Below are 18,165 nucleotides of genomic sequence, written 5' to 3' on the forward strand. Positions count from 1 at the left end.
GGCGGCGCCTACGATGATCCGCCATGGACACGAGTGAGGCCGGCAGACAGCTGATCGACGGGCGCTTCGAATTGGTCGCGCCCCTGGGCAGCGGCGGCATGGGTACCGTTTGGCGGGCGCGCGACATCGCCCTGCACCGCGAGGTGGCGCTCAAGGAGGTGCGGCCGCCGGACCCGGCGACCGCCGCCGCCCAGCCCGGCCTCGCGGACCAGATGCGCGAACGCGCCGTCCGCGAGGCACGCGCCCTCGCCCGTCTCGCCCACCCCCACGTCGTGACCATCCACCACATCGTCGAACCCGCCGAGGGCACGGACGGGCACCCGTGGATCGTCATGGAGATGGTCCGGGGCGGCTCCCTGCACGACCGCCTGGAGTCCGGCCCGATGCCGCCCGCCGACGTGGTGCGGCTCGGTCTCGACGTGCTGTCCGCGCTGCGCGCCGCGCACGCCGAGGGGATCCTCCACCGCGACGTGAAGCCGGCCAACGTGCTGCTGCGCCCGGACGGGTCGGCCGTACTGACCGACTTCGGCATCGCCGCGCTGCACGACTCCACCGGGCTGACCGCGACCGGCGTGCTGATCGGCTCCCCGGAGTACATCGCACCCGAGCGCGTCCGCGGGGAGGAGGGGCTGGCCGCCTCCGACCTGTGGTCGCTCGGCATGCTCCTCTATGTGGCCGCGGAGGGGGCCAACCCGCTGCGCCGGGCCACCAGCCTGGCCACGGTCGTCGCCGTGCTCGACGAGCCGATCCCCGCGCCGGTGCGCTCCGGCCCGCTGGGGCCCGTACTGGAGCAGCTCCTCGTGCGGGACCCGGCCGCCCGGCCCGACGGAGCTCGGCTGGAACGACTGCTCCGGGACGCGAGCGCCGCTCTCGGTGCCGGTGCCGTGCCCCTTGCCGCGCCGCCGGTCGCCTCCCCGGTCGTGCCGGGCCCGTACGGGCAGTTCGGTCCGTACGCGCCCACGCCCGTTGGCTCCCCGCACACCCCGCACACCCCGCCGCCGTACGGCTCGGGCGCCTCCCCGTACGCGGCCGCCACCACGCCCGTGCCGGTGGCTTCCGCGCCGCGCCGGCGCCCGGCCCTGATCGGCGCCGCGCTCACCGCGGCGCTGGCGGTCGGCGTGTTCGGCATCGTCCAGCTGCTGCCCGACGGGGACTCCGGCGACGACAAGGCCAAGGGCGGCGCCGCCACCGCCTCCGCGACCCCGCCCGTGCGGGAGGCCTCCTCGGCCCCCGCCCCGAAGGCGAGCGCGCAGAAGGCGGACGCGCCCCGCGGCAGCATGATGACGCCGGGGAACGTCCGCACCGCCCTGGAGGCGTTCAAGAAGCAGACGGGTACGACCACCTTCGTCGACATGACCCTCTACGACGGCTACATCCTCGCCTCCATCCCCACGGCCGCCGGCGCCGAGACCGTCGACTCCTGGCAGTACCGGGACGGCGTGGCCAGCCGCACCGGCCCGGACGGCACGGTCGAGGAGGGGGAGCCGCTGATCGACATGGCCGCGGTCAACTGGGACACGCTGCCCGGTCTGCTGGAGCAGTCCAAGAAGGACCTGAAGGTCGAGAAGCCGACCTCGCGCCACGTCATCATCGACCCCTGGATGATGGACCAGACCCCCTCGATCCGCACGTACCTCAGCGACGAGTACGGGCGCGGCGGCTACGTCCTCTGGGGCATCGACGGCAGCCTCAGGAAGGTCTACGGCCCCTGAGCCCACGGCCCCCGAGCCCCCACGGCCCCTGAGCCCCCACGGCCTCTGAGCCCAACGGCCCGGCCCTGTGCCCCCGTGCCCGAACCGTGCCCGTCCAGGCGTACACCGAGGAGCCCGACCCACCATGCCCAGCTGGCGCACCACCCTCACGGCGGCCGGGATATCCGGCACCCGGCTGCGGGACGACTACACCCACGCCGCCCGCCGGGTGCTCCGTCGCGAACCCGCGCCGTACCTGGCGCTGCGACTGCTCGCCGCGCCGCCCCTGGTGCCGGCCCTCGCCGCCGGCCTCGCCTTCATGAACCTCGTCGACGACGTGGCCGAGACCGGCACACCGCAGCAACGGGCCTCCGGCCTCGCCGCGTTGACCGAGCGCGTCGAGGCCGCCCTGAAGTCGGGGGGCAGCCCCGACCCCGTGCTGCGGGCCTACGCCCACGCCGTGGACTCCCGGGGCCTGCCCGAACACTGGGTGACCCGCTTCCTCGACGGCGCCGCCACGGCGGAGGCCGCTTTCGACGGCTTCGCCGACGAGGCGGACTTCCAGGCCTACCTCGACGCGTACGCCTGGCCCGGGGTGCTGGTCTTCACCGGCCTGCAGTACCAGGGCGGCCCGGATCCCGAACAGGCCGCCGGCTGGCGCCGGTTCGTCGATGCCGCCCAGCGCGTCGACTTCCTCGCCGACCTCCACGGCGATCTGGCCGACGGGCGGCTCTGCATCCCCCGCGCCCGCCTCGACGAGCACTCCGTGACCCGGGCCGACCTGGAGGCGGCCCGTGACACCCCTGCCGTACGGGCCCTCCTCGCCGCCGAGACCCGGCGCGCTCGCGCGGCCCTCGACGCGACCCATGGTTTTCCCGATCTCGCCGAGCCCGGCCTGCGCCCGGTCATCGCCACCATGGCGGACCTCATGGCGCACCAGCTGGCGGCCGTCGAGCGGGCCGGCGCCGGCGCACTGCGCCGTGACGTCGGCTATGGCCTCACGGCGCCCCTGCGGATCCTGCTGCGCGCCGCGGCGGGCGGCCGGGGCCGCACCCGCACCCGCTAGTAGGCGCCGTTGACGTTGTCGATGGAGCCGTAGCGGGCTGCCGCGTAGTTGCAGGCCGCGGTGATGTTGGCCACCGGGTCGTAGGAGTCCAGCGAAGTGCCGGGCACGTGGTAGGCCTTGAAGGTCGGGTCGATGACCTGGAGCAGACCCTTGGAGGGGATTCCGTTCCGGGCGTTGATGTCCCACAGGTTGATCGCCTTGGGGTTGCCCGAGGACTCCCGCATCACGTTGCGGTGAATTCCGTTGTAGCTTCCGGGAATACCGTGCTTGGCCATCACGTCGAGGGACTCGCGGATCCACCCGTCGAGATTGTTCGAGTAGGAGGAGGCCGGCTTTGCGGCGGTCTTCACCGCGGACTTGGCGGCGGTGGCGGCCGTGGCGGCCTTCGCCTGGGCGCCGAGGGTCAGCTTGATGCCGGGCCGGATGACCGACGGGTTGTCGCCGACCACCGTGCGGTTCGCCTCGTAGAGCTGCTTCCATCCGCCACTGACGGAGTGGTCCGCGGCGATCTCCGAAAGGGTGTCGCCGACGACCACGGAATACGTGGTGGGAGGGGCTGCCGCCACGTTCACCGCGGTGGCCGCGGTGACGGTGGTCGCCGCTGCTGCGGGCGCGCCCGTGCCGACCGCTCCCGCGGTGGTCGCGCTGATCAGCGGGAGCGTGAGAGCCGCGCCGCCGGTGCCTGCGAGGGCCAGTTTGCGGGTGATCGGGTTCTGCTTCGGCCGACGGTGCTTACCCTTTGCAGGCATGGCGGAATTCCTCACGTGGGGGGACGGGAGACCCGGGTGCCGGGGCCGTATTCGGCCGCCTGTCACCTGGAGTGAGGTGACCGTAGGTGAGCCCGCCGGGCGGGAACAAGCCCCGAATTCCACCGATAGATCGACATCTCGCAAACCGCCCCTGAAATGACCTTGTGGACATCCGGGCGAAAAGGCCGATTCCCTTTCCGGGAAAAGGGGATCGGCCTCTTGCGGGAAATGATGTTGACGTGTTCCGCGTGACTGACATCACGGTTTCGGAGTCAGGTCGGCACCCTGGGGTCAATAGGGGCAAGTCCGGTCCCTGACGGGCTCATTCGGGCGACTCGTACGTAGTGCCCAAATCGCCCATCCGGGACTCTTTCCGGCGCCGCATTCCCCCTCCGGAGTCCAATTACCCCGGCGCCTGTCCGGCGAGGGGCTCGTCGAGCGCCGCCAGCCGCTCCAGGACGCCCGTCACCGCCGCCTCGGAGGCCGGGAGCAGGGGGAGGCGGACGTCGGGCGACGGGATGCGGCCCTGGGCGTGGAGCACTCCCTTGACGACGGCCGGATTGGGCTCGGCGAAAGCCGCCGCCGAGAGCCCGGCCAGCGCGTGCCCCAGCGTCCTGGCGCGTGCCGCGTCCCCCGCCCGCCAGGACGCGGCGAGCTGCGCGAACCGCTCCGTCGCCAGGTGGGCCGAGGCGAGGATCCCGCCCGACGCCCCCATGGCCAGCATCGGCGACACGTACACGTCGTCCCCGGCCAGCACGTGGAAACCGGCGGGCCGGTCCCCGAGCAGTTCCACCGCTTCCTGGTCGATGCTGCCGGTGGAGTACTTCACCCCGGCGACCCGGGGGAGTGCAGCGAGGGCCCGGAGCGCGGCGGCGTCCAGCGGCTGCCCCGTGCGGTGCGGGATGTGGTAGACGACCAGCGGTACGGGGCTCACCTCGGCCAGCCGCCCGAAGTGCGCCAACACCCCTGCGGCCGAAGGCCGTACGAACGACGGGACGGTGACCAGCGCCGCCCCCGCCTGCGGCCACCGGGCCAGCGCGGCCAGCGAGGCCTCCGCGGCCCGGGTGCCGACCGCCCCCGCGCCGACGGTCAGCATGGCGCCGCGCTCCCGGCAGACCCGGGCGCACACGCCGGTGACGAGATCGCGCTCCGCCTCGTCGAGGCAGGCCGTCTCCCCGGTCGTGCCGAGGGCGACGATCCCGGTGGCGCCCCCGTCGAGCACCTCGTGGGCGAGCGCCTCCAGGGCCTCGGTGGCGATCTCCCCGGTGCGTGTGAACGGGGTGACGAGCGGTACGTGGATCCCGTGGAGCTGGAGCGTCCGCGGGGTGTCCCTGGGGAGGTCCGCCGCGATGTCTCCCGCCGTGCTCTGCGTCGTGTCCTGCGTCGTGTTCGGAGTTGTGTTCTGCGTTGTGTCCTGCGCCATGTCCTGTGCCATGCCCACGAGCCTGACGCGCCCCGAGCGCCGAATCCAGTTCACGTTTCTTAGCCAACACGTAAGCTGAGCCGATGCTCGATGTACGGCGCCTGCGCCTGCTGCGCGAACTCGCCCGCCGCGGCACGATCGCCGCCGTGGCCGAGGCCCTCTCCTTCAGCCCTTCGGCGGTGTCCCAGCAGCTCGGCGTACTGGAGCGGGAGGCCGGGCTGCCCCTGCTGGAGCGCACCGGGCGGCGGGTCCGGCTCACCCCGGCCGGGCAGAACCTGGTCCGGCACGCCGAGGCCGTCCTGGAACGGCTGGAGCAGGCGGACGCCGACCTCGCCGAAGCCCGCGGAGGCCTGGCGGGAGCCCTGCGGATCGGCGCCTTCCCCACCGCCACCCGCGCCATCGTCCCGGCCGCCCTGGTGGCCCTCGCCCGACGCCACCCGGGTCTGGAGCCGATGGTCTGCGAGACCGACCCGGCGGCGGTCGCCCATGCCCTGCGGGCCGGGGACCTGGACGTCGCCCTGGTCCACTCGTACGACTTCGTGCCCGCCGAGCGCGAGCCGGGGCTGACCACCGAGCCCCTGTACGGCGAGGCGATGTACCTGGCCGAGCCCGCCGGGGGAGCACCCGGGGCACCGGAGACGCTCGGAGCCCCCGGGGCACCGGGGACGGAAGCCGCCCCTCCGCCCGTCGCGGACCTCCCGCAGGCGCCCCGGGCGCCCGACCAGGACGCGGTCCTGCGCGCACACGCCCGATCGCCCTGGATCACCGCCACACCGGGCACCCTCTGCCACACCATGCCCACGAGGGCCTGCCAGGCGGCCGGCTTCACACCCCGGGTGCGCCACCAGGTGGACGAGTTCGCCACCGTGCTCGCGCTGGTCGCCGCGGGCCAGGGCGTGGCCGTCGTACCCCAGCTCGGGGTCGCGGGGCCCGCGGACCCGGCCGTGCGCCTCACCCGGCTGGTGATGCAGCGGCGTACCGGCCTGGCCTTCCGCAGCGGAGCCGGCACCCACCCGGCCGTGGCCGCATTCGGCGCCGCGCTGCGCGCCGCCGTACCACCGGATCTGGCCGGGTCGCGCGCCGAAGCGTGACACAACTCCCTTACCGGGTGCCGTCCGTGTACGTTCGTTGATCCAGACCGAACCGATCAGAACGGGGTACGACGTGACGCATCGCGTACGAGGGGTCATCGCCCGGAGCAAGGGCGCACCGGTGGAGACCACGACGATCCTCGTGCCCGACCCGGGACCGGGCGAGGCCCTCGTCCGGGTGCAGGCCTGCGGGGTCTGCCACACCGACCTGCACTACCGCGAAGGCGGGATCAACGACGAGTTCCCCTTCCTGCTCGGCCACGAGGCCGCCGGAATCGTCGAGTCCGTCGGGCCGGACGTCACCTCCGTGGCGCCGGGCGACTTCGTCGTCCTCAACTGGCGCGCGGTGTGCGGCACCTGTCGGGCCTGCAGGCGCGGGCGCCCCTGGTACTGCTTCGCCACGCACAACGCCACCCAGCCCATGACGCTGGAGGACGGCACCCCGCTCTCCCCGGCCCTCGGGATCGGCGCCTTCGCCGAGAAGACCCTGGTCGCGGCCGGCCAGTGCACCAAGGTGGACCCGGCCGCCTCCCCGGCCGCCGCCGGACTCCTCGGCTGCGGCGTGATGGCCGGCCTCGGCGCCGCCCTCAACACCGGGAACGTCGGACGGGGCGACTCCGTCGCCGTCATCGGCTGCGGGGGAGTGGGCAACGCGGCCGTGGCCGGTGCCAGGCTGGCGGGGGCCTCGCGCATCATCGCGGTGGACCTGGACGACCGGAAGCTGGAATGGGCGCGCGGCCTCGGCGCCACGCACACCGTCAACGGCCGCACCGAGGACGTCGTCAAGGCCGTCCAGGCCCTGACCGGCGGCAACGGCGCCGACGTCGTCATCGACGCCGTGGGCCGCCCCGAGACCTACCAGCAGGCCTTCTACGCGCGCGACCTCGCCGGGACGGTGGTCCTGGTCGGCGTGCCGACCCCGGAGATGAAGCTCGAACTCCCGCTCCTGGACGTCTTCGGCCGCGGTGGCGCCCTGAAGTCCTCCTGGTACGGAGACTGCCTGCCCGAGCGCGACTTCCCCCTGCTGATCGACCTCTACCTGCAGGGCCGGCTCGACCTGGACGCGTTCGTCTCCGAGACCATCCCGCTCGACGGGGTCGAGGAGGCCTTCGCCCGGATGGAGCGCGGCGAAGTGCTCCGCTCGGTCGTCGAGTTCTGACACACCCCGGCCCGTCCGGGCGGACCGCCCGGACGGGCCCCCTCGCCGGTCCCGTCCGGGCCGTCCGGGCGGGTCAGGCCGTCCGCCACAGCGCGGGCACGGACGGGGGCTCCCAGCCCCGCTGTGCCGTGTGCGCCTGGAGGCAGACGTAGCCGCGTCCGCCGTGCACGACCCGCGCGCCCGCCCGGTACGCGGTCCCCACCGTCCAGGTGTCGCCCGACGGAGGCGTGCCGGTCGGTGTGGGCCCGGGGCCGGGATCCTGGGGCAGGTCCAGGACGAAGTCGAAGGCCGCCTCGCGCCCGCCGCCGGCGTCCCGCACGGTCATCAGCAGCCGGGGATCGAAGATCGCATCGGTGTTGTTGCGCGGCTCGTTCGGGAAGTACAGCTGTGTCGTCAGCACCGGGCGGCCCGGGGCCTGCACCTTGACGTGGAGGTGCCGGGTGCGGCCGGGGTAGAGCCCCGGGACGATCGTGGTGAGTGCGAAGGAGCCGCGCGAGTCCGTGTACTGGTGACCGCGCAGCCGGTACCGGACGCTGTCGTAGGCGCCGTTCGTATCGGCCTGCCAGAAGTCCAGCAGGGCGCCGGTGACCGGCCGGCAGGCGCGGCCGAAGACGTAGCCCGTCACCGTCAGCCGCGTACCGGGCATGCCCGGCTCCAGCAGACTGGTGCGTTCGGGCGAGGCGGGCTTGAAGTAGGGACCCTCGGTCTGGTCGGGGGTGGGATCGTCCCCGTCGTCGCACGCCGGGGTCAGGGGTGCGTCTGCGTCTGCGGCGTCCGGGGTGAGGGTGCGGGCCAGGGCGGGTCCGCCGACAAGAGCGACGGGGACCGCCGCGGTGGCCGCGAGCGCCGCACGCAGCACGGCCTTGCGTGTGACGGGGCGGGGCGGTTCGGGGTGTGCGGGGCGTAACGCATCGCCGCTGTTCCTGCCCGGATCGCGCATGCCTGCCTCCTTGAGGGGCTGTTGGACGTGCCATCGAGCCTAGGCGTCGGCCCGGCCCGGATCGATGGACGGGAGACGGCTGCTGTGGTGCTTTCGGAACTCGCCCGGACTGGTGCCCGTCTCCCGCCGGAAGAACCGGCAGAAGTACGCGGGGTCGGCGAATCCGACGCGGGCCGCGACCTGTCGCACCGGAAGCCCGGTGTGTGCGAGCAGGCGCTGGGCCCGGTACGCGCGGGCCTCGTTCAACAGTCGGCCGGGGGTGCGACCGGTGGCCGCGCGGACGGTCCGGGTGAGGTGGCCCGGCGTCACCCCGAGCTCCTGGGCGCACTCGCGCACCGACCGGGCGACGGATCCGGCGGTCAGCCGGATGAACGCCTCGGCCAGTGTCGGGGGAGCGCCGGGAGCCGCCGAGCCGTGGGATCCGACCGGCTCGCCGGACCGGTCGGCGCGACCGGCTCCAGGGGTCGGGAGCCGTGCCGTGCGGACGATGAGTACGTGCAGCAGAGCGCGCAGCACGCTCTCGTGGCCGGGGGCCCGCTGGCGGCATTCGGCGGCCATGTCGGCCATCAGTCGCCCGGTCCGCTCGTGTTCGGCCTCGCTCAGGTCGAACCAGCACCTCTGCCCGATCCGGCGCAGGAGCGCACGGTCGCCGGGATGGTCCACCAGGAAATCCTCCGTGAACAGGGCCAGGGCGCCGTCGAGACCCTTCTGGTCCTGCCAGCAGTGGACCTGCCCGGGCAGCACCACGGCCAGCCGGCGCGGCCGCACGGCGTGTCCGGCGAGATCGACGACGTGTGTGCCGGATCCGGCGACGATGTGGACGATCTCGTAGAAGGTGTGGCGGTGCGGGCGGTCGGACCGCGACAGCGGCCCCAGCTCGTCGAAGGGCCCGGCGGCGAACGGTACGGTGCCGGGCCCCGCCAGCTCCAGCCGGTGCAGGGGCGGCTCCCCGGGCCGTGGCGGCGCCGGGCAGGGCGTCCCCGGTGAGACGGTGGTGTTCCGCATCGTTCCCCCTTTTAGGTCCAGACCAATCGCGCGATGTCACGATCCCCTCACCGAACGGCCCCCGAAACCCGGTACGAAGAATCTCCGGTTCCGGAGGATTCCAATGATGCGGGGAGGACTCCCTCCGTCTCGCCCGCCTCGCCGAACAGGGCGCACCGGAGCCGGCCCTGGCGGCCGCACGACAGCGGGTGAACGGTGCCCCCGGCCGGGCGGACGGAGCCCGCGGGCCCCGCGGCCCCGACGGCGGAACTGCCGGCCGTCCCCGTACAGTCGGCGCCCCATGCCCCGCCCGTGATCGGCGGTGCGGCCTCGGGCGCGGCAGCCCCGAACGGCTACCCGCAACGCCCGACCGGGCGAGGTAGCGCACGCGCTGCTGTCCTTCGAGCCCGTCTTCGACGACCGGGCGGCCACACTGCAGGGGCAGCTGGAACTGGTGAGACGGCTCGCCGACTTCACCGCCTCCGGCCCGGCGGTGGGGCTTCACCCACCTCGGAAGGTTCGCCGGACACTACCGGGCGGCGCACCGCAAGCCGTTCCGGTTGCCCCCTCCTCGCCTCACGCGCTATCCGGAAACGTGCGCTCACCTCCGCCGATAGTGGATAGCTGGCAGCTGCACGTACGTCGATGCTGGGTGCAGGCCGCTCACCCCGCACGCTTCGGACGATGCGGGGCGGCAGCCGCTCATCAGACGAAAGGAACCGACTTGTTCACCCGTAAGTCTCTTGCCACCACCCTGTCGTCCGTGGTCGTCGCCGGTGCCGGCGTCATCGCCCTCTCCTCGCCGGCGCAGGCGGCCGTGCCCGGGACCGAGCAGTTCAAGAACGTCGCCACTGGCTTCTGCCTCGACAGCAACGCCGCCCAGAACGTGTACACACATGCCTGCAACACAGGCGCCTACCAGAAGTGGACCGTTACCGCCGTCAGCGGCGGCTACACCGTCAAGAACCAGGCCACAGGCTTCTGTCTGGACAGCAACGCTGCCCAGAGCGTCTACACCCGTTCCTGCAACGGCGGCAGTTACCAGAAGTGGGCCATCTCCAACAGCGGCGGTGTGTACCGCCTGAAGAACGTCGCCACGGGCTACTACCTGGACAGCAACGCAGCCAAGAGCGTGTACACACGCCCTTCGAACAGCGGCAGCTACCAGAAGTGGAACTGATCCCCGGACCGTGAACGGGACCGCGGCCCGCCGTTGGACGGGTACCGGTCCCGGACTGTCGGTCGGGGACGCCGACAGGGCCCACGGGGCTCCCGGGCCGTTGCCGTTCGCGGCGGCGACGGCCCGGTTCCGTCGGGGAACCGCTTCAGTCAGCCATGTGTCCTGCACCCGGAAGAGGTGGACAGCTATCCCTGGGCGGAGGACGACGCGCTGCCCGTCCCTTGGGCGTGGGGCTGGAGCTGCTCTTGGACGCCGTGCTCGCGGTGGTCCCGCCGCAGGCGGTTGCGTCGACGAGGAGGAGTGCCGCGGCGGCAGTGCCGGCAAGGATCCGGCGGCCCCGCCGACACAGGTGTGTGCCGCTCGGCGGTGAAGATGGGCGCCCCGAGGCTGCGGAAGGGCAGGGCTGCAACTGGTGCTGGCGCGCCATGCGGTGGTGGTCCTCTTTCACGTCGGACTCGCCGGCGACTCGGCGAGGGATTGCCGGTTCGGTCTCAGGCGAGCGCGTAGACAACGATCACGGAGGCACAGGCGATGGCACCCGCGGCGGCGACCGCTGCGACCACTGACAGCAGGGCGATGGCGGCGCGTTCTACGCCGCGACGGTGGCCTGCCGGCTTCCATTCACGCTGGTTCATGATCACATCATGTGGTCAGCGCCAGGCCCGCACATGAGTACGTGTACTCATGTTCCCTGAGGGGCGCCGTCCTCGCCGAAGTCGCCCAGAGTGAGAGGGACTGGTGACTGGTTGCTGAACCTGGCACCCGCTACGAGGGGCGCGACTTCGCGGTCTCGGCGTCGCCCGCCGAGGCCACAGCCGTGGCCTCCATGTCCCGCACCGGCCGAAGGCCGACCCCGTCGGGCTCGATGGGGACTGCCACTGGGAGCTTCTCCGCCCGTGTCAGGACGACGGGATCCTCCCCCGCGAAGTCCGGGCTGCCGGCGCCATCCTGCTCCTCTGTGGACAGCACCTCACCCGGATCGCATCCCTCCCTGCCGACGTCCCGACCGCATTCGACGTGACCAGGCCGTCATCCATCGTGCTGGCGAGCCGATTTCATGAGGGCGGGCCTACACCGAGAGCCTTCTCGGTGCCCGATTGCGCCGACCTGCCCCCTCAGCTCTGGAGCCCTTCAAGGCCCCCCGCGTCCGCTGACCATGACGTCCCGGCATCAAGGGCTTCCACTCCTGCCCCGCAGATGGGTGGTCGAGCGCACCCTGGGCCGGCTCCTGCGCCACCGTCGTCTGGCCCGCGAATCCACACCAACCTGGCGAGGCATCTGAGTGGTTGATGAGGAAGCGCTGCGCCATCGCGCCGAGGCCGGCGACAGCGGCGCCCTCTACCACCCTGTGAGGTTGTGCTTGTGCGAGAAGGGCAGGCTTCAGGACACCGGTGCAGCGGTTCACGAACTCGGGCCGGAGGATGCGCACGCACACCGGCTCGTGGCCTCCTTTCAAGGAGCATCGGGCGGTGCGAGGTAGGTCTCCGCCCCTCGATCCGGCCCGCCCACGTCCTCGCATTCCCTGTTGCCTGCGGGCGCACGATCAGCCCAGAACGCCCTCTTGAGCGGCGCCCTCATTGTCGTTGGTCTGGAAGGTGATCACGTCGACTTCGTCGGTTCCCGCCAGATCTGGATAGTGGTGCTTGAGGGCTTCCCGGAGTTCGGCTGCGGTCGTCAGTCCCTCAGCTTGGGCGTCCCGGTCGGTGAGGTCACTGACCAGGCAGTGCCTGATGCCGGTCACCTCCGCCGACAGGACGACCTCCGGGTCGCTCTCGAACACCAGCCGTGCCGGGCCGGGCTGCGCCGGGTCCCGGAAGCGCGTGGTCTTGGTCTTGGCGCCGGAGCGGACGACTTCGAGGTAGCGGGGGTTGAACCGGATGATCGGGGGACCGGCCGTCTCGGGGTCTTGGTAGAGGAACGGGTCGAGACCGTTCATGCCCGCCTCTGCGGTCCATCGCTGAGCCAGCGGCATCAGGTCGGCGGCGAGCACGGACCTGAGCCCCGCGGGGGTGGGCACGATGACGCGCATGCTGGGGTAGTAGTCCACGAAGACCTGTCGATCGCGCCCGCACGGGCCGATGACCCCGCGCCCGTGGTTTCCCACGGCGACGATGCAGCGCATCTGGCGGGCGCCCTGGGCCCGCGCAGCTCCCAGAGCCACGAGCTCGGCGCAGGGCCCGCCGGTGAAGTGGTAGAGGTTCACGCCGGCGAACATCCGGTAGTCGGCGGCCATGACCGCGGCGCCCACCGTGTGGATCCCGTCTTCGTCGGGCCCGGCGTCGGTATGCGCGTCTATGGTGCGGCGTGCCAGCGCCACGAGTTCACGCTCATCATCATCGAGAGCTCGCGCAGATGACGGGACGTACACCTTTTGACCTTCCCTTCCCTCAGCAGTCGCCCAAGAGCATTCCACGCCACGCAGGCGGGCTCCACAGGGTTTCGGCTTGCCTGGGCCGACCCCTCGGCGGATGGTGCAGAAGGTTCGGGCATGGGCTTTTGCCCTGGACAGGTGGGGTGCTGTGGGCTGAGCCGGTGTGGGTGGGGACGTTCACCGGGTTCCGGATGGACCGGTCTCGGCCGGCCGTGGTGCCTGCCGTTGGCGGACCTGCCGACCGCCGCGGCCCCGCTGACGGGGCAACGTCCACTTGAGTCTCTGGGCGGGGTCCGATTCCGGTCGGCGGGCCCTCCTCAGGTATCCCCTTGGTGCGGCCCCCTCGTTCCCCAGGTGTACGCGGTGCGCCCCTCCAGGGCGACGCCCGACCGCCCTGCCGCGACCAGCATGTAAGCCATGACTGCATCGACCGGCCCGTTACCCGCCGCCCCGGCCTCCACCCCGGCTCCCGCGCCCGTCTGGGCCCGCCGCGCCGCGCACGCCATTGCGCTGTGCGCGGTCCCATCCGGGCTGTGGCGCATCGCCATGGCGTCAGGGATCTACGTGGGCTACAGCGATCAGGTACTGCGCGAGGTCTTCGACATTCCGGGCTGGGGCATCGCCTACGTCGTTGGACTCTCCGTGATCGCCGAGGTGGCCGCTCTGTTCCCGCTGTTGCTCGTCAGCGACCGGTCGCGGCAGCTGAGCCCCCGCGTCCTGGCCCCGCTGGCCTGGACCGCCTCGACGGCCCTGGTCCTGGTGGCCGTGTGGCAACTCGTGGTCGCCTTCACCGTCGAGAGCCAGACGTACATGTCCGGTGGTGCGGCGCAGACTGTCTGGGCGCTGATGTTCGCCCCGCTGCTCGCCATCCCGGTTCTGATGACTGCGGTCACCTGGTCGTACTCGAAGCGGCACCGGGCAGGTGCCTGACGGGCTGTGTCTCGGCACGGGTGTGCGGGGCGAGGTGTGGCGACGTGGTGCAGGCGGTGGACAACGGGCGAGGCGGCGAGGCGGCGATGCGGCCTGTCAGGCGCAGCCGACGCCCGGTTTCGCGAGGGAGGCGAGTCGGTCGGCGCTGGGTTCGTCGCGTCGGCTCCGCCTCACCCTTGGCCGCGATCCGTCCGCTGTGGCGCGCGGACCGGCCGGTCCGCGCCTTCACGATCCACCCAACTGCGCGAGGGCCGCAGGCCCCGCCGGAACGCCTGCCGGGCCCTTGCCCGTGCTCCCCCAGCGGCACCGCAGGGCGGGCGGGACCGGGCAGGAAGGCGGCAGGATCGTTCACCGAAATCGGCCGTACCGCTGCACCCCGAGGCCCGCCCCCGTACCGGCAGCCGTTCCACTTGCCTATCGGGAAAGCCAGGAGTAGCTTTCCTTGCAGGAAAGTAATCGGGGACGGGAGAACGACGACCGTGAGCATGCCGGTGGACGCCGAACAGGCATGGCAGGATCTCCAGCGCATCCGAGTGCCACAGGAGCGGGTGTACGACGAGTTCGAGCGCTCCGTGTCCGGCGGGCGCGGCATGACCTACGGCACGGCCGCGCTCATGTGGGTGTTCCTCGCCGGCGTCGGCATGGACCTGCCCCAGTGGGGCGTCGGACTGTTCGTGGCCGCCTACGTCGGCCTGCTGAGCGTCCTGGTCGTGATGAGCAGCCGCAGGAACCGGATGCAACTGCACCACACCCGCTGCCCCGGGCGCATGTGGGCCGCGTTCGGGGCGGCGGCGGTGCTGGTCGGCGGGACGATCGTACTGGCGGACCATCTGACCGAGCCGCTGGCGCCGATCTACGCCGGACCCATCATGGCCTCGACCGCGGTGGCCGTGTACCTGCTCTGCCTCGGTCCCGCCAACCGCTGGGCGGCCGACTCGGTGCGCAGCGGAGACGGACCGGCGGCCGGGCGGGAGGCGGGCCGATGAGCACCCCCGTCGGCTTCGACGAGCTGATCCACCCCGCCACCCGACTGTCGGTGGTCGCGCTGCTGGCCGCCACCGAGTGGGCGGACTTCCCGTTCGTCCGCGACAGCCTCTCGCTCAGCGACTCCGCGCTCTCCAAGCAGCTGCACACCTTGGAGGGGGCCGGATACCTGGAGATCCAGAAGGAGGGCGGCGGACGCAACCGCCGTACGAAGGTGCGGCTGACGGACAGCGGTCGCACCGCCTTTCAGGGACACGTGGCGGCACTGCGGGCCATCGTCGACAGCGCCGGACCGGTGACCGGTGCGGCAGGGCGGCAGCCCCAGGCGGAGGCGGGGCGATGACGACCCTCGGGCGCACCGGCGTCCAGCCCGTGATCCGGGTACGTGATCTGACCATGGCGTACGGCGATGCCGACGTCCTGCACGGCGTCGATCTGGACATCCACCGCGGCGAGGTCTTCGCTCTGCTCGGGCCCAACGGCGCGGGGAAGACCACAACCGTGGAGATCCTGGAAGGCTTCCGGCAGCGCTCCGGCGGGGAGGTGAGCGTGCTCGGTAGGGATCCCGAGCGGGGCGGCGACGCGTGGCGGGCCCGGATCGGCCTGGTCCTGCAGTCCTGGCGGGACCACCGCCGCTGGCGGGTCGCCGAGCTGCTGACCCACTTCGCGACCTACTACCCCGACCCGCGCGACCCGGCCGAACTGCTGGCCCTGGTCGGCCTCACCGAGCAGGCCGGCCGGCAGGTGGACCGGCTGTCCGGCGGGCAGCGGCGGCGCCTCGACGTCGCGCTCGGCATCGTCGGCCGTCCCGAACTCCTCTTCCTCGACGAGCCGACCACCGGCTTCGACCCCCAGGCGCGGCACGAGTTCCACCTCCTGGTCGAACAGCTGGCCCGAGACGAGGGCGTCACCGTCCTGCTCACCACGCACGACCTGGCGGAGGCCGAGCGGCTCGCCGACCGGATCGCCATGCTCGTGGGCGGCCGGATCCGGGCCTGCGGCACACCCGCGGAACTCGCCCGGCGAGCCGCCGCCCAGGCCGAGGTCCGCTGGACGGCCGAGGACGGGACACCGCGCCGAGAACGCACAGAGGACCCCTCACGGCTGGTCTGGGAACTCCACCGGCACGCGGACGGCCCGATCACCGACCTGGAGGTCCGCCGCCCCACGCTGGAGGACACCTACCTGCACATGGTGCACCGGGAGGCCGAGGGCACGGACGAAGCCGACGGCACGGACGAAGCCGACGGCACGGTCGGGGACGCGGACGAGGAGGCACCGGCCGCATGAGGGGGACGGGGACACGCATGACGAACAGGACGAAAATCTGGCACGCCGGACTCCGGCGCGGCGTCATCGAGCTGAGGCACCTCCTGCGCAACGGCAAGGAGATGACCGGCCATCTGACCAACGTGGTCGTCGCGTTGCTCGTCGCCGCCTACCTCAGCGACGACGTGCCCGGGACCCCAATCCCGATGACCCATCTGGTGCTGGCGGGCTTCGCCGCATACCTGCTGTTCCAGGTCGGGCTGATCAACCTGCCGCAGATCCTCGTGACCGAGCGGGAGGAGGGCGCACTGCTGCGGCTGCGCGCCACACCCGGCGGGATACCTGCCTACCTCATCGCCAAGTGCCTGCTGATGGTCGTCCTGGCCGTCGGATCCCTGGCGCTGCTCCTCGTCGCCGGGGCGCTGCTGGTGGACGGCCCGTTGCCGCACGGGCCGGGCGACTGGCTCACGCTGCTGTGGGTCACCACACTCGGGCTGCTCGCCGTCATACCGCTCGGCGCGGCCATAGGCGCCGTACTGCCCAACCCCCGCGAGGCCCTGGCGTTGATCATGCTGCCGACGATGGGGCTGCTGCTGACCTCGGGGACGGTGTTGCCGATCACCGCACTGCCCGTGCCGGTCCAGCAGGTAGCCGCGGTCTTTCCGCTCAAGTGGATGGCGCAGGGCCTGCGTTCGGCACTGCTCCCGGACTCGGCCCGGGCCGCCGAGGCGGCCGGCTCCTGGGAACTGCCCATGGTCGCCCTGGTCCTCACGGCCTGGGCGGTCCTCGGATTCCTCCTGGCGGTACCGCTCCTGCGCCGAGCCGCCCGCCGCGAGTCCGGCTCGCGGATGACCGCCCGCCACCGCAAGGCGACACAGAGCGGCGCGGTGGCCGCGTAGGCGGCCTCGCAGCCACCGGGCTACGGCCGTGGCCGGCTTCGACGGCACGGGCCGCCCCGCCGCGACGCAGGCCGGCCCAGACCTGCAGGCAGGCCTGGACCCGGCCGGTGGCCGGTTCGGCGGCCGGCCGTCTACGGGGCCGGGGTGGCAGGTGGCAGTGCATCGAGGAGTTCCGGCAGGGTGCCCTCGAAGGTGGGCAGCCGTTCGGTCAGGGCCGTCCGCTGGCCGGGGGTGAGGTCGGCGAGGAGTGCCTCCAGCGCGGCCGTGGCGGCCTCTTCCAGGTACGCCTGGAACGGCCACAGGGCCCGGCCGGTCCACCAGTCCGTCAGGGCGTGGGCGGGGCGGGCGAGCCGCACGACGTCCGCGATCGTGATCTCGGGATGCCAGTCCTCGCCGTCGGGTGTGGCGGCCCACAGGGTGATGGGGCCGAGTCGGTGGTGAGGTGCAGGGAACGGAGCAGGTCGAGGCCTTCGGCCCCGCGGGGGTTCCACTGTGCGGGGTCGGCCACCCGGCTGCGGGCGACGTCCCAGTCGAGGGGATACCACGGGTCCTCGCCCGGGCACGGCTGTGGGCGAGGAGGCGGCTCGGACGGTCGAACCGGACGGAGCCCCCGTAGCGGCTGCGCCTGGTACGCCGGTCGAGCGCCACGTCGTAGAAGCCCTCGATGCGCTGGGTGAGGGCGACGGCCCGCTCCAGGGTCGGCGCCGGCCCCTCCGGGTCGGTCAGGGCCGGGCTGTACGACTCCCTTGCCTCGGGCAGCAGCGGGGCGGTGGTGAGCGCCTCGGCGAGCAGGTCGGTGCGGCCGGCGCGGGCCAGCAGCAGCCCTGACACGCACTGCTCGTAGAAGTCGAGCACCGCCGTACCGTCCTCGTTCACCACATGCAGAGCGAGCATGACGTGCTCGGGCTCGGGGGCGTCGAAGCGGCGGGCCAGTTCCCGGGGGTGGACGAGGTCCGCGATCCGCTCGGCCATCGACAGCGTCTCGGGCAGGCGCGCCACGGGCTCCGTGCGGTCGGCTGCGAAGGGACGGCCCGTCAGGACGTCGAACGTGTCGGGGTGGGTGAGCCGGTCGTCGCGCAGGAGGAACAGATTCGTCTGCGGATCGTCCAGTTCCAGGAGCGCCGTGATGATCTCCATGTCCGGAGCCTGGTCTGATTCGAGCATGCCGGTAGAACTCGTCCTGGCGACGGTGGATCCCTCGCTTGGCTTCCAGGGCTTGGCTGCGTACATCAGCTCTTCGGCGGGCTGTTCGTCGAGGGACTGCAGACGGTCCAGGAGGGTGAGCACGCCGAGAGGCCAAGCGCGCGCTTCGAACGGCTTCGAACCGGCTCAGAGGCCGATGAGCACGAAGGTCAGGTCAGCTACTGGCTGCGTCGCGCAGTGCGAGGGTGGTACGGGCGGCTGCTGCGAGGCCGCTCTCGTGGACGTG

At 72.4% G+C, this 18,165-nt stretch carries 18 protein-coding genes; 11 read left to right on the forward strand and 7 right to left on the reverse strand.

All coding sequences use genetic code 11. From position 1 onward, the window contains the following. Positions 1-23: 23 nt before the first annotated feature. Entirely contained in the window at positions 24-1,712 is a 1,689-nt protein-coding gene (locus E6U81_RS01235) for a serine/threonine-protein kinase (RefSeq protein ID WP_136228148.1), read from the forward strand. Between the two features lie 124 nt (positions 1,713-1,836). Next, positions 1,837-2,757, forward strand: a complete 921-nt coding sequence (locus E6U81_RS01240; protein WP_136228149.1) for a squalene/phytoene synthase family protein — start codon at positions 1,837-1,839, stop codon at positions 2,755-2,757. On the opposite strand, the gene E6U81_RS01245 is transcribed toward E6U81_RS01240, so the two are convergent. Both E6U81_RS01245 and E6U81_RS01250 read right to left on the reverse strand, forming a co-directional pair. Continuing rightward, positions 2,754-3,506 (reverse strand): LysM peptidoglycan-binding domain-containing protein, encoded by a 753-nt coding sequence (locus tag E6U81_RS01245; protein WP_136228150.1) that lies wholly within the window; start codon positions 3,504-3,506, stop codon positions 2,754-2,756. The genes E6U81_RS01240 and E6U81_RS01245 overlap by 4 nt on opposite strands. A 403-nt stretch (positions 3,507-3,909) precedes the next feature. Further along, positions 3,910-4,941, reverse strand: a complete 1,032-nt coding sequence (locus E6U81_RS01250) for a dihydrodipicolinate synthase family protein (RefSeq protein ID WP_240803556.1) — start codon at positions 4,939-4,941, stop codon at positions 3,910-3,912. A 71-nt stretch (positions 4,942-5,012) separates the two neighbouring features. Here E6U81_RS01250 and E6U81_RS01255 point away from each other — a divergent pair, with 71 nt between their 5' ends. Continuing rightward, complete coding sequence (locus tag E6U81_RS01255) at positions 5,013-6,020, forward strand: LysR substrate-binding domain-containing protein (RefSeq protein WP_136228151.1); 1,008 nt, start codon at positions 5,013-5,015, stop codon at positions 6,018-6,020. A gap of 73 nt (positions 6,021-6,093) precedes the next feature. Next, positions 6,094-7,179, forward strand: coding sequence for an S-(hydroxymethyl)mycothiol dehydrogenase (locus E6U81_RS01260; RefSeq protein WP_136228152.1), 1,086 nt, complete (start codon positions 6,094-6,096; stop codon positions 7,177-7,179). A 73-nt stretch (positions 7,180-7,252) separates the two neighbouring features. On the opposite strand, the gene E6U81_RS01265 is transcribed toward E6U81_RS01260, so the two are convergent. Further along, positions 7,253-8,119 (reverse strand): carbohydrate-binding protein, encoded by an 867-nt coding sequence (locus E6U81_RS01265; RefSeq protein ID WP_136228153.1) that lies wholly within the window; start codon positions 8,117-8,119, stop codon positions 7,253-7,255. A 39-nt stretch (positions 8,120-8,158) separates the two neighbouring features. After that, on the reverse strand, positions 8,159-9,124 hold the full coding sequence (locus E6U81_RS01270) for an AraC family transcriptional regulator (RefSeq protein WP_136228154.1): 966 nt from the start codon (positions 9,122-9,124) through the stop codon (positions 8,159-8,161). A 703-nt stretch (positions 9,125-9,827) separates the two neighbouring features. Here E6U81_RS01270 and E6U81_RS01275 point away from each other — a divergent pair. After that, on the forward strand, positions 9,828-10,283 hold the full coding sequence (locus E6U81_RS01275; RefSeq protein WP_136228155.1) for an RICIN domain-containing protein: 456 nt from the start codon (positions 9,828-9,830) through the stop codon (positions 10,281-10,283). Between the two features lie 491 nt (positions 10,284-10,774). Here E6U81_RS01275 and E6U81_RS39590 read toward each other — a convergent pair whose 3' ends face one another. Continuing rightward, positions 10,775-10,918 (reverse strand): hypothetical protein, encoded by a 144-nt coding sequence (locus tag E6U81_RS39590; protein WP_168714518.1) that lies wholly within the window; start codon positions 10,916-10,918, stop codon positions 10,775-10,777. Positions 10,919-11,826: 908 nt separating this feature from the next. Beyond that, positions 11,827-12,600 (reverse strand): ASCH domain-containing protein, encoded by a 774-nt coding sequence (locus E6U81_RS01285; protein WP_206309805.1) that lies wholly within the window; start codon positions 12,598-12,600, stop codon positions 11,827-11,829. Positions 12,601-13,071: 471 nt separating this feature from the next. On the opposite strand from E6U81_RS01285, the gene E6U81_RS01290 reads away from it, so the two are divergent. The 5 genes from E6U81_RS01290 (at position 13,072) to E6U81_RS01310 (ending at position 16,736) form a co-directional block, all read left to right on the forward strand. Then, positions 13,072-13,584 carry a hypothetical protein gene (locus E6U81_RS01290; RefSeq protein WP_136228156.1) on the forward strand — a complete coding sequence of 171 codons (513 nt, stop codon included), beginning with the start codon at positions 13,072-13,074 and terminating at the stop codon, positions 13,582-13,584. A 485-nt stretch (positions 13,585-14,069) separates the two neighbouring features. Next, positions 14,070-14,570, forward strand: a complete 501-nt coding sequence (locus E6U81_RS01295; protein ID WP_206309817.1) for a hypothetical protein — start codon at positions 14,070-14,072, stop codon at positions 14,568-14,570. Further along, positions 14,567-14,911: a transcriptional regulator gene (locus E6U81_RS01300; RefSeq protein WP_136228157.1), complete on the forward strand. Its 345-nt coding sequence runs from the start codon at positions 14,567-14,569 to the stop codon at positions 14,909-14,911. The genes E6U81_RS01295 and E6U81_RS01300 overlap by 4 nt, the downstream gene beginning before the upstream one ends. Then, a complete protein-coding gene (locus E6U81_RS01305) occupies positions 14,908-15,858 on the forward strand; it encodes an ABC transporter ATP-binding protein (protein WP_136228158.1) in 951 nt (316 codons plus the stop codon). The genes E6U81_RS01300 and E6U81_RS01305 overlap by 4 nt, the downstream gene beginning before the upstream one ends. A gap of 17 nt (positions 15,859-15,875) precedes the next feature. Next, positions 15,876-16,736, forward strand: coding sequence for an ABC transporter permease (locus E6U81_RS01310; protein ID WP_136228159.1), 861 nt, complete (start codon positions 15,876-15,878; stop codon positions 16,734-16,736). Between the two features lie 131 nt (positions 16,737-16,867). On the opposite strand, the gene E6U81_RS39595 is transcribed toward E6U81_RS01310, so the two are convergent. After that, complete coding sequence (locus tag E6U81_RS39595; RefSeq protein WP_168714519.1) at positions 16,868-17,092, reverse strand: hypothetical protein; 225 nt, start codon at positions 17,090-17,092, stop codon at positions 16,868-16,870. Between the two features lie 523 nt (positions 17,093-17,615). Here E6U81_RS39595 and E6U81_RS01315 point away from each other — a divergent pair. Beyond that, the gene (locus E6U81_RS01315) at positions 17,616-17,891 is read left to right on the forward strand and encodes a hypothetical protein (RefSeq protein WP_136228160.1); all 276 of its coding nucleotides are present in this window, start codon (positions 17,616-17,618) and stop codon (positions 17,889-17,891) included. Positions 17,892-18,165 lie beyond the last annotated feature (274 nt).

Origin of the sequence: Streptomyces sp. A0592 (assembly GCF_004795115.1) — a bacterium.
GTDB lineage: Bacteria > Actinomycetota > Actinomycetes > Streptomycetales > Streptomycetaceae > Streptomyces > Streptomyces erythrochromogenes.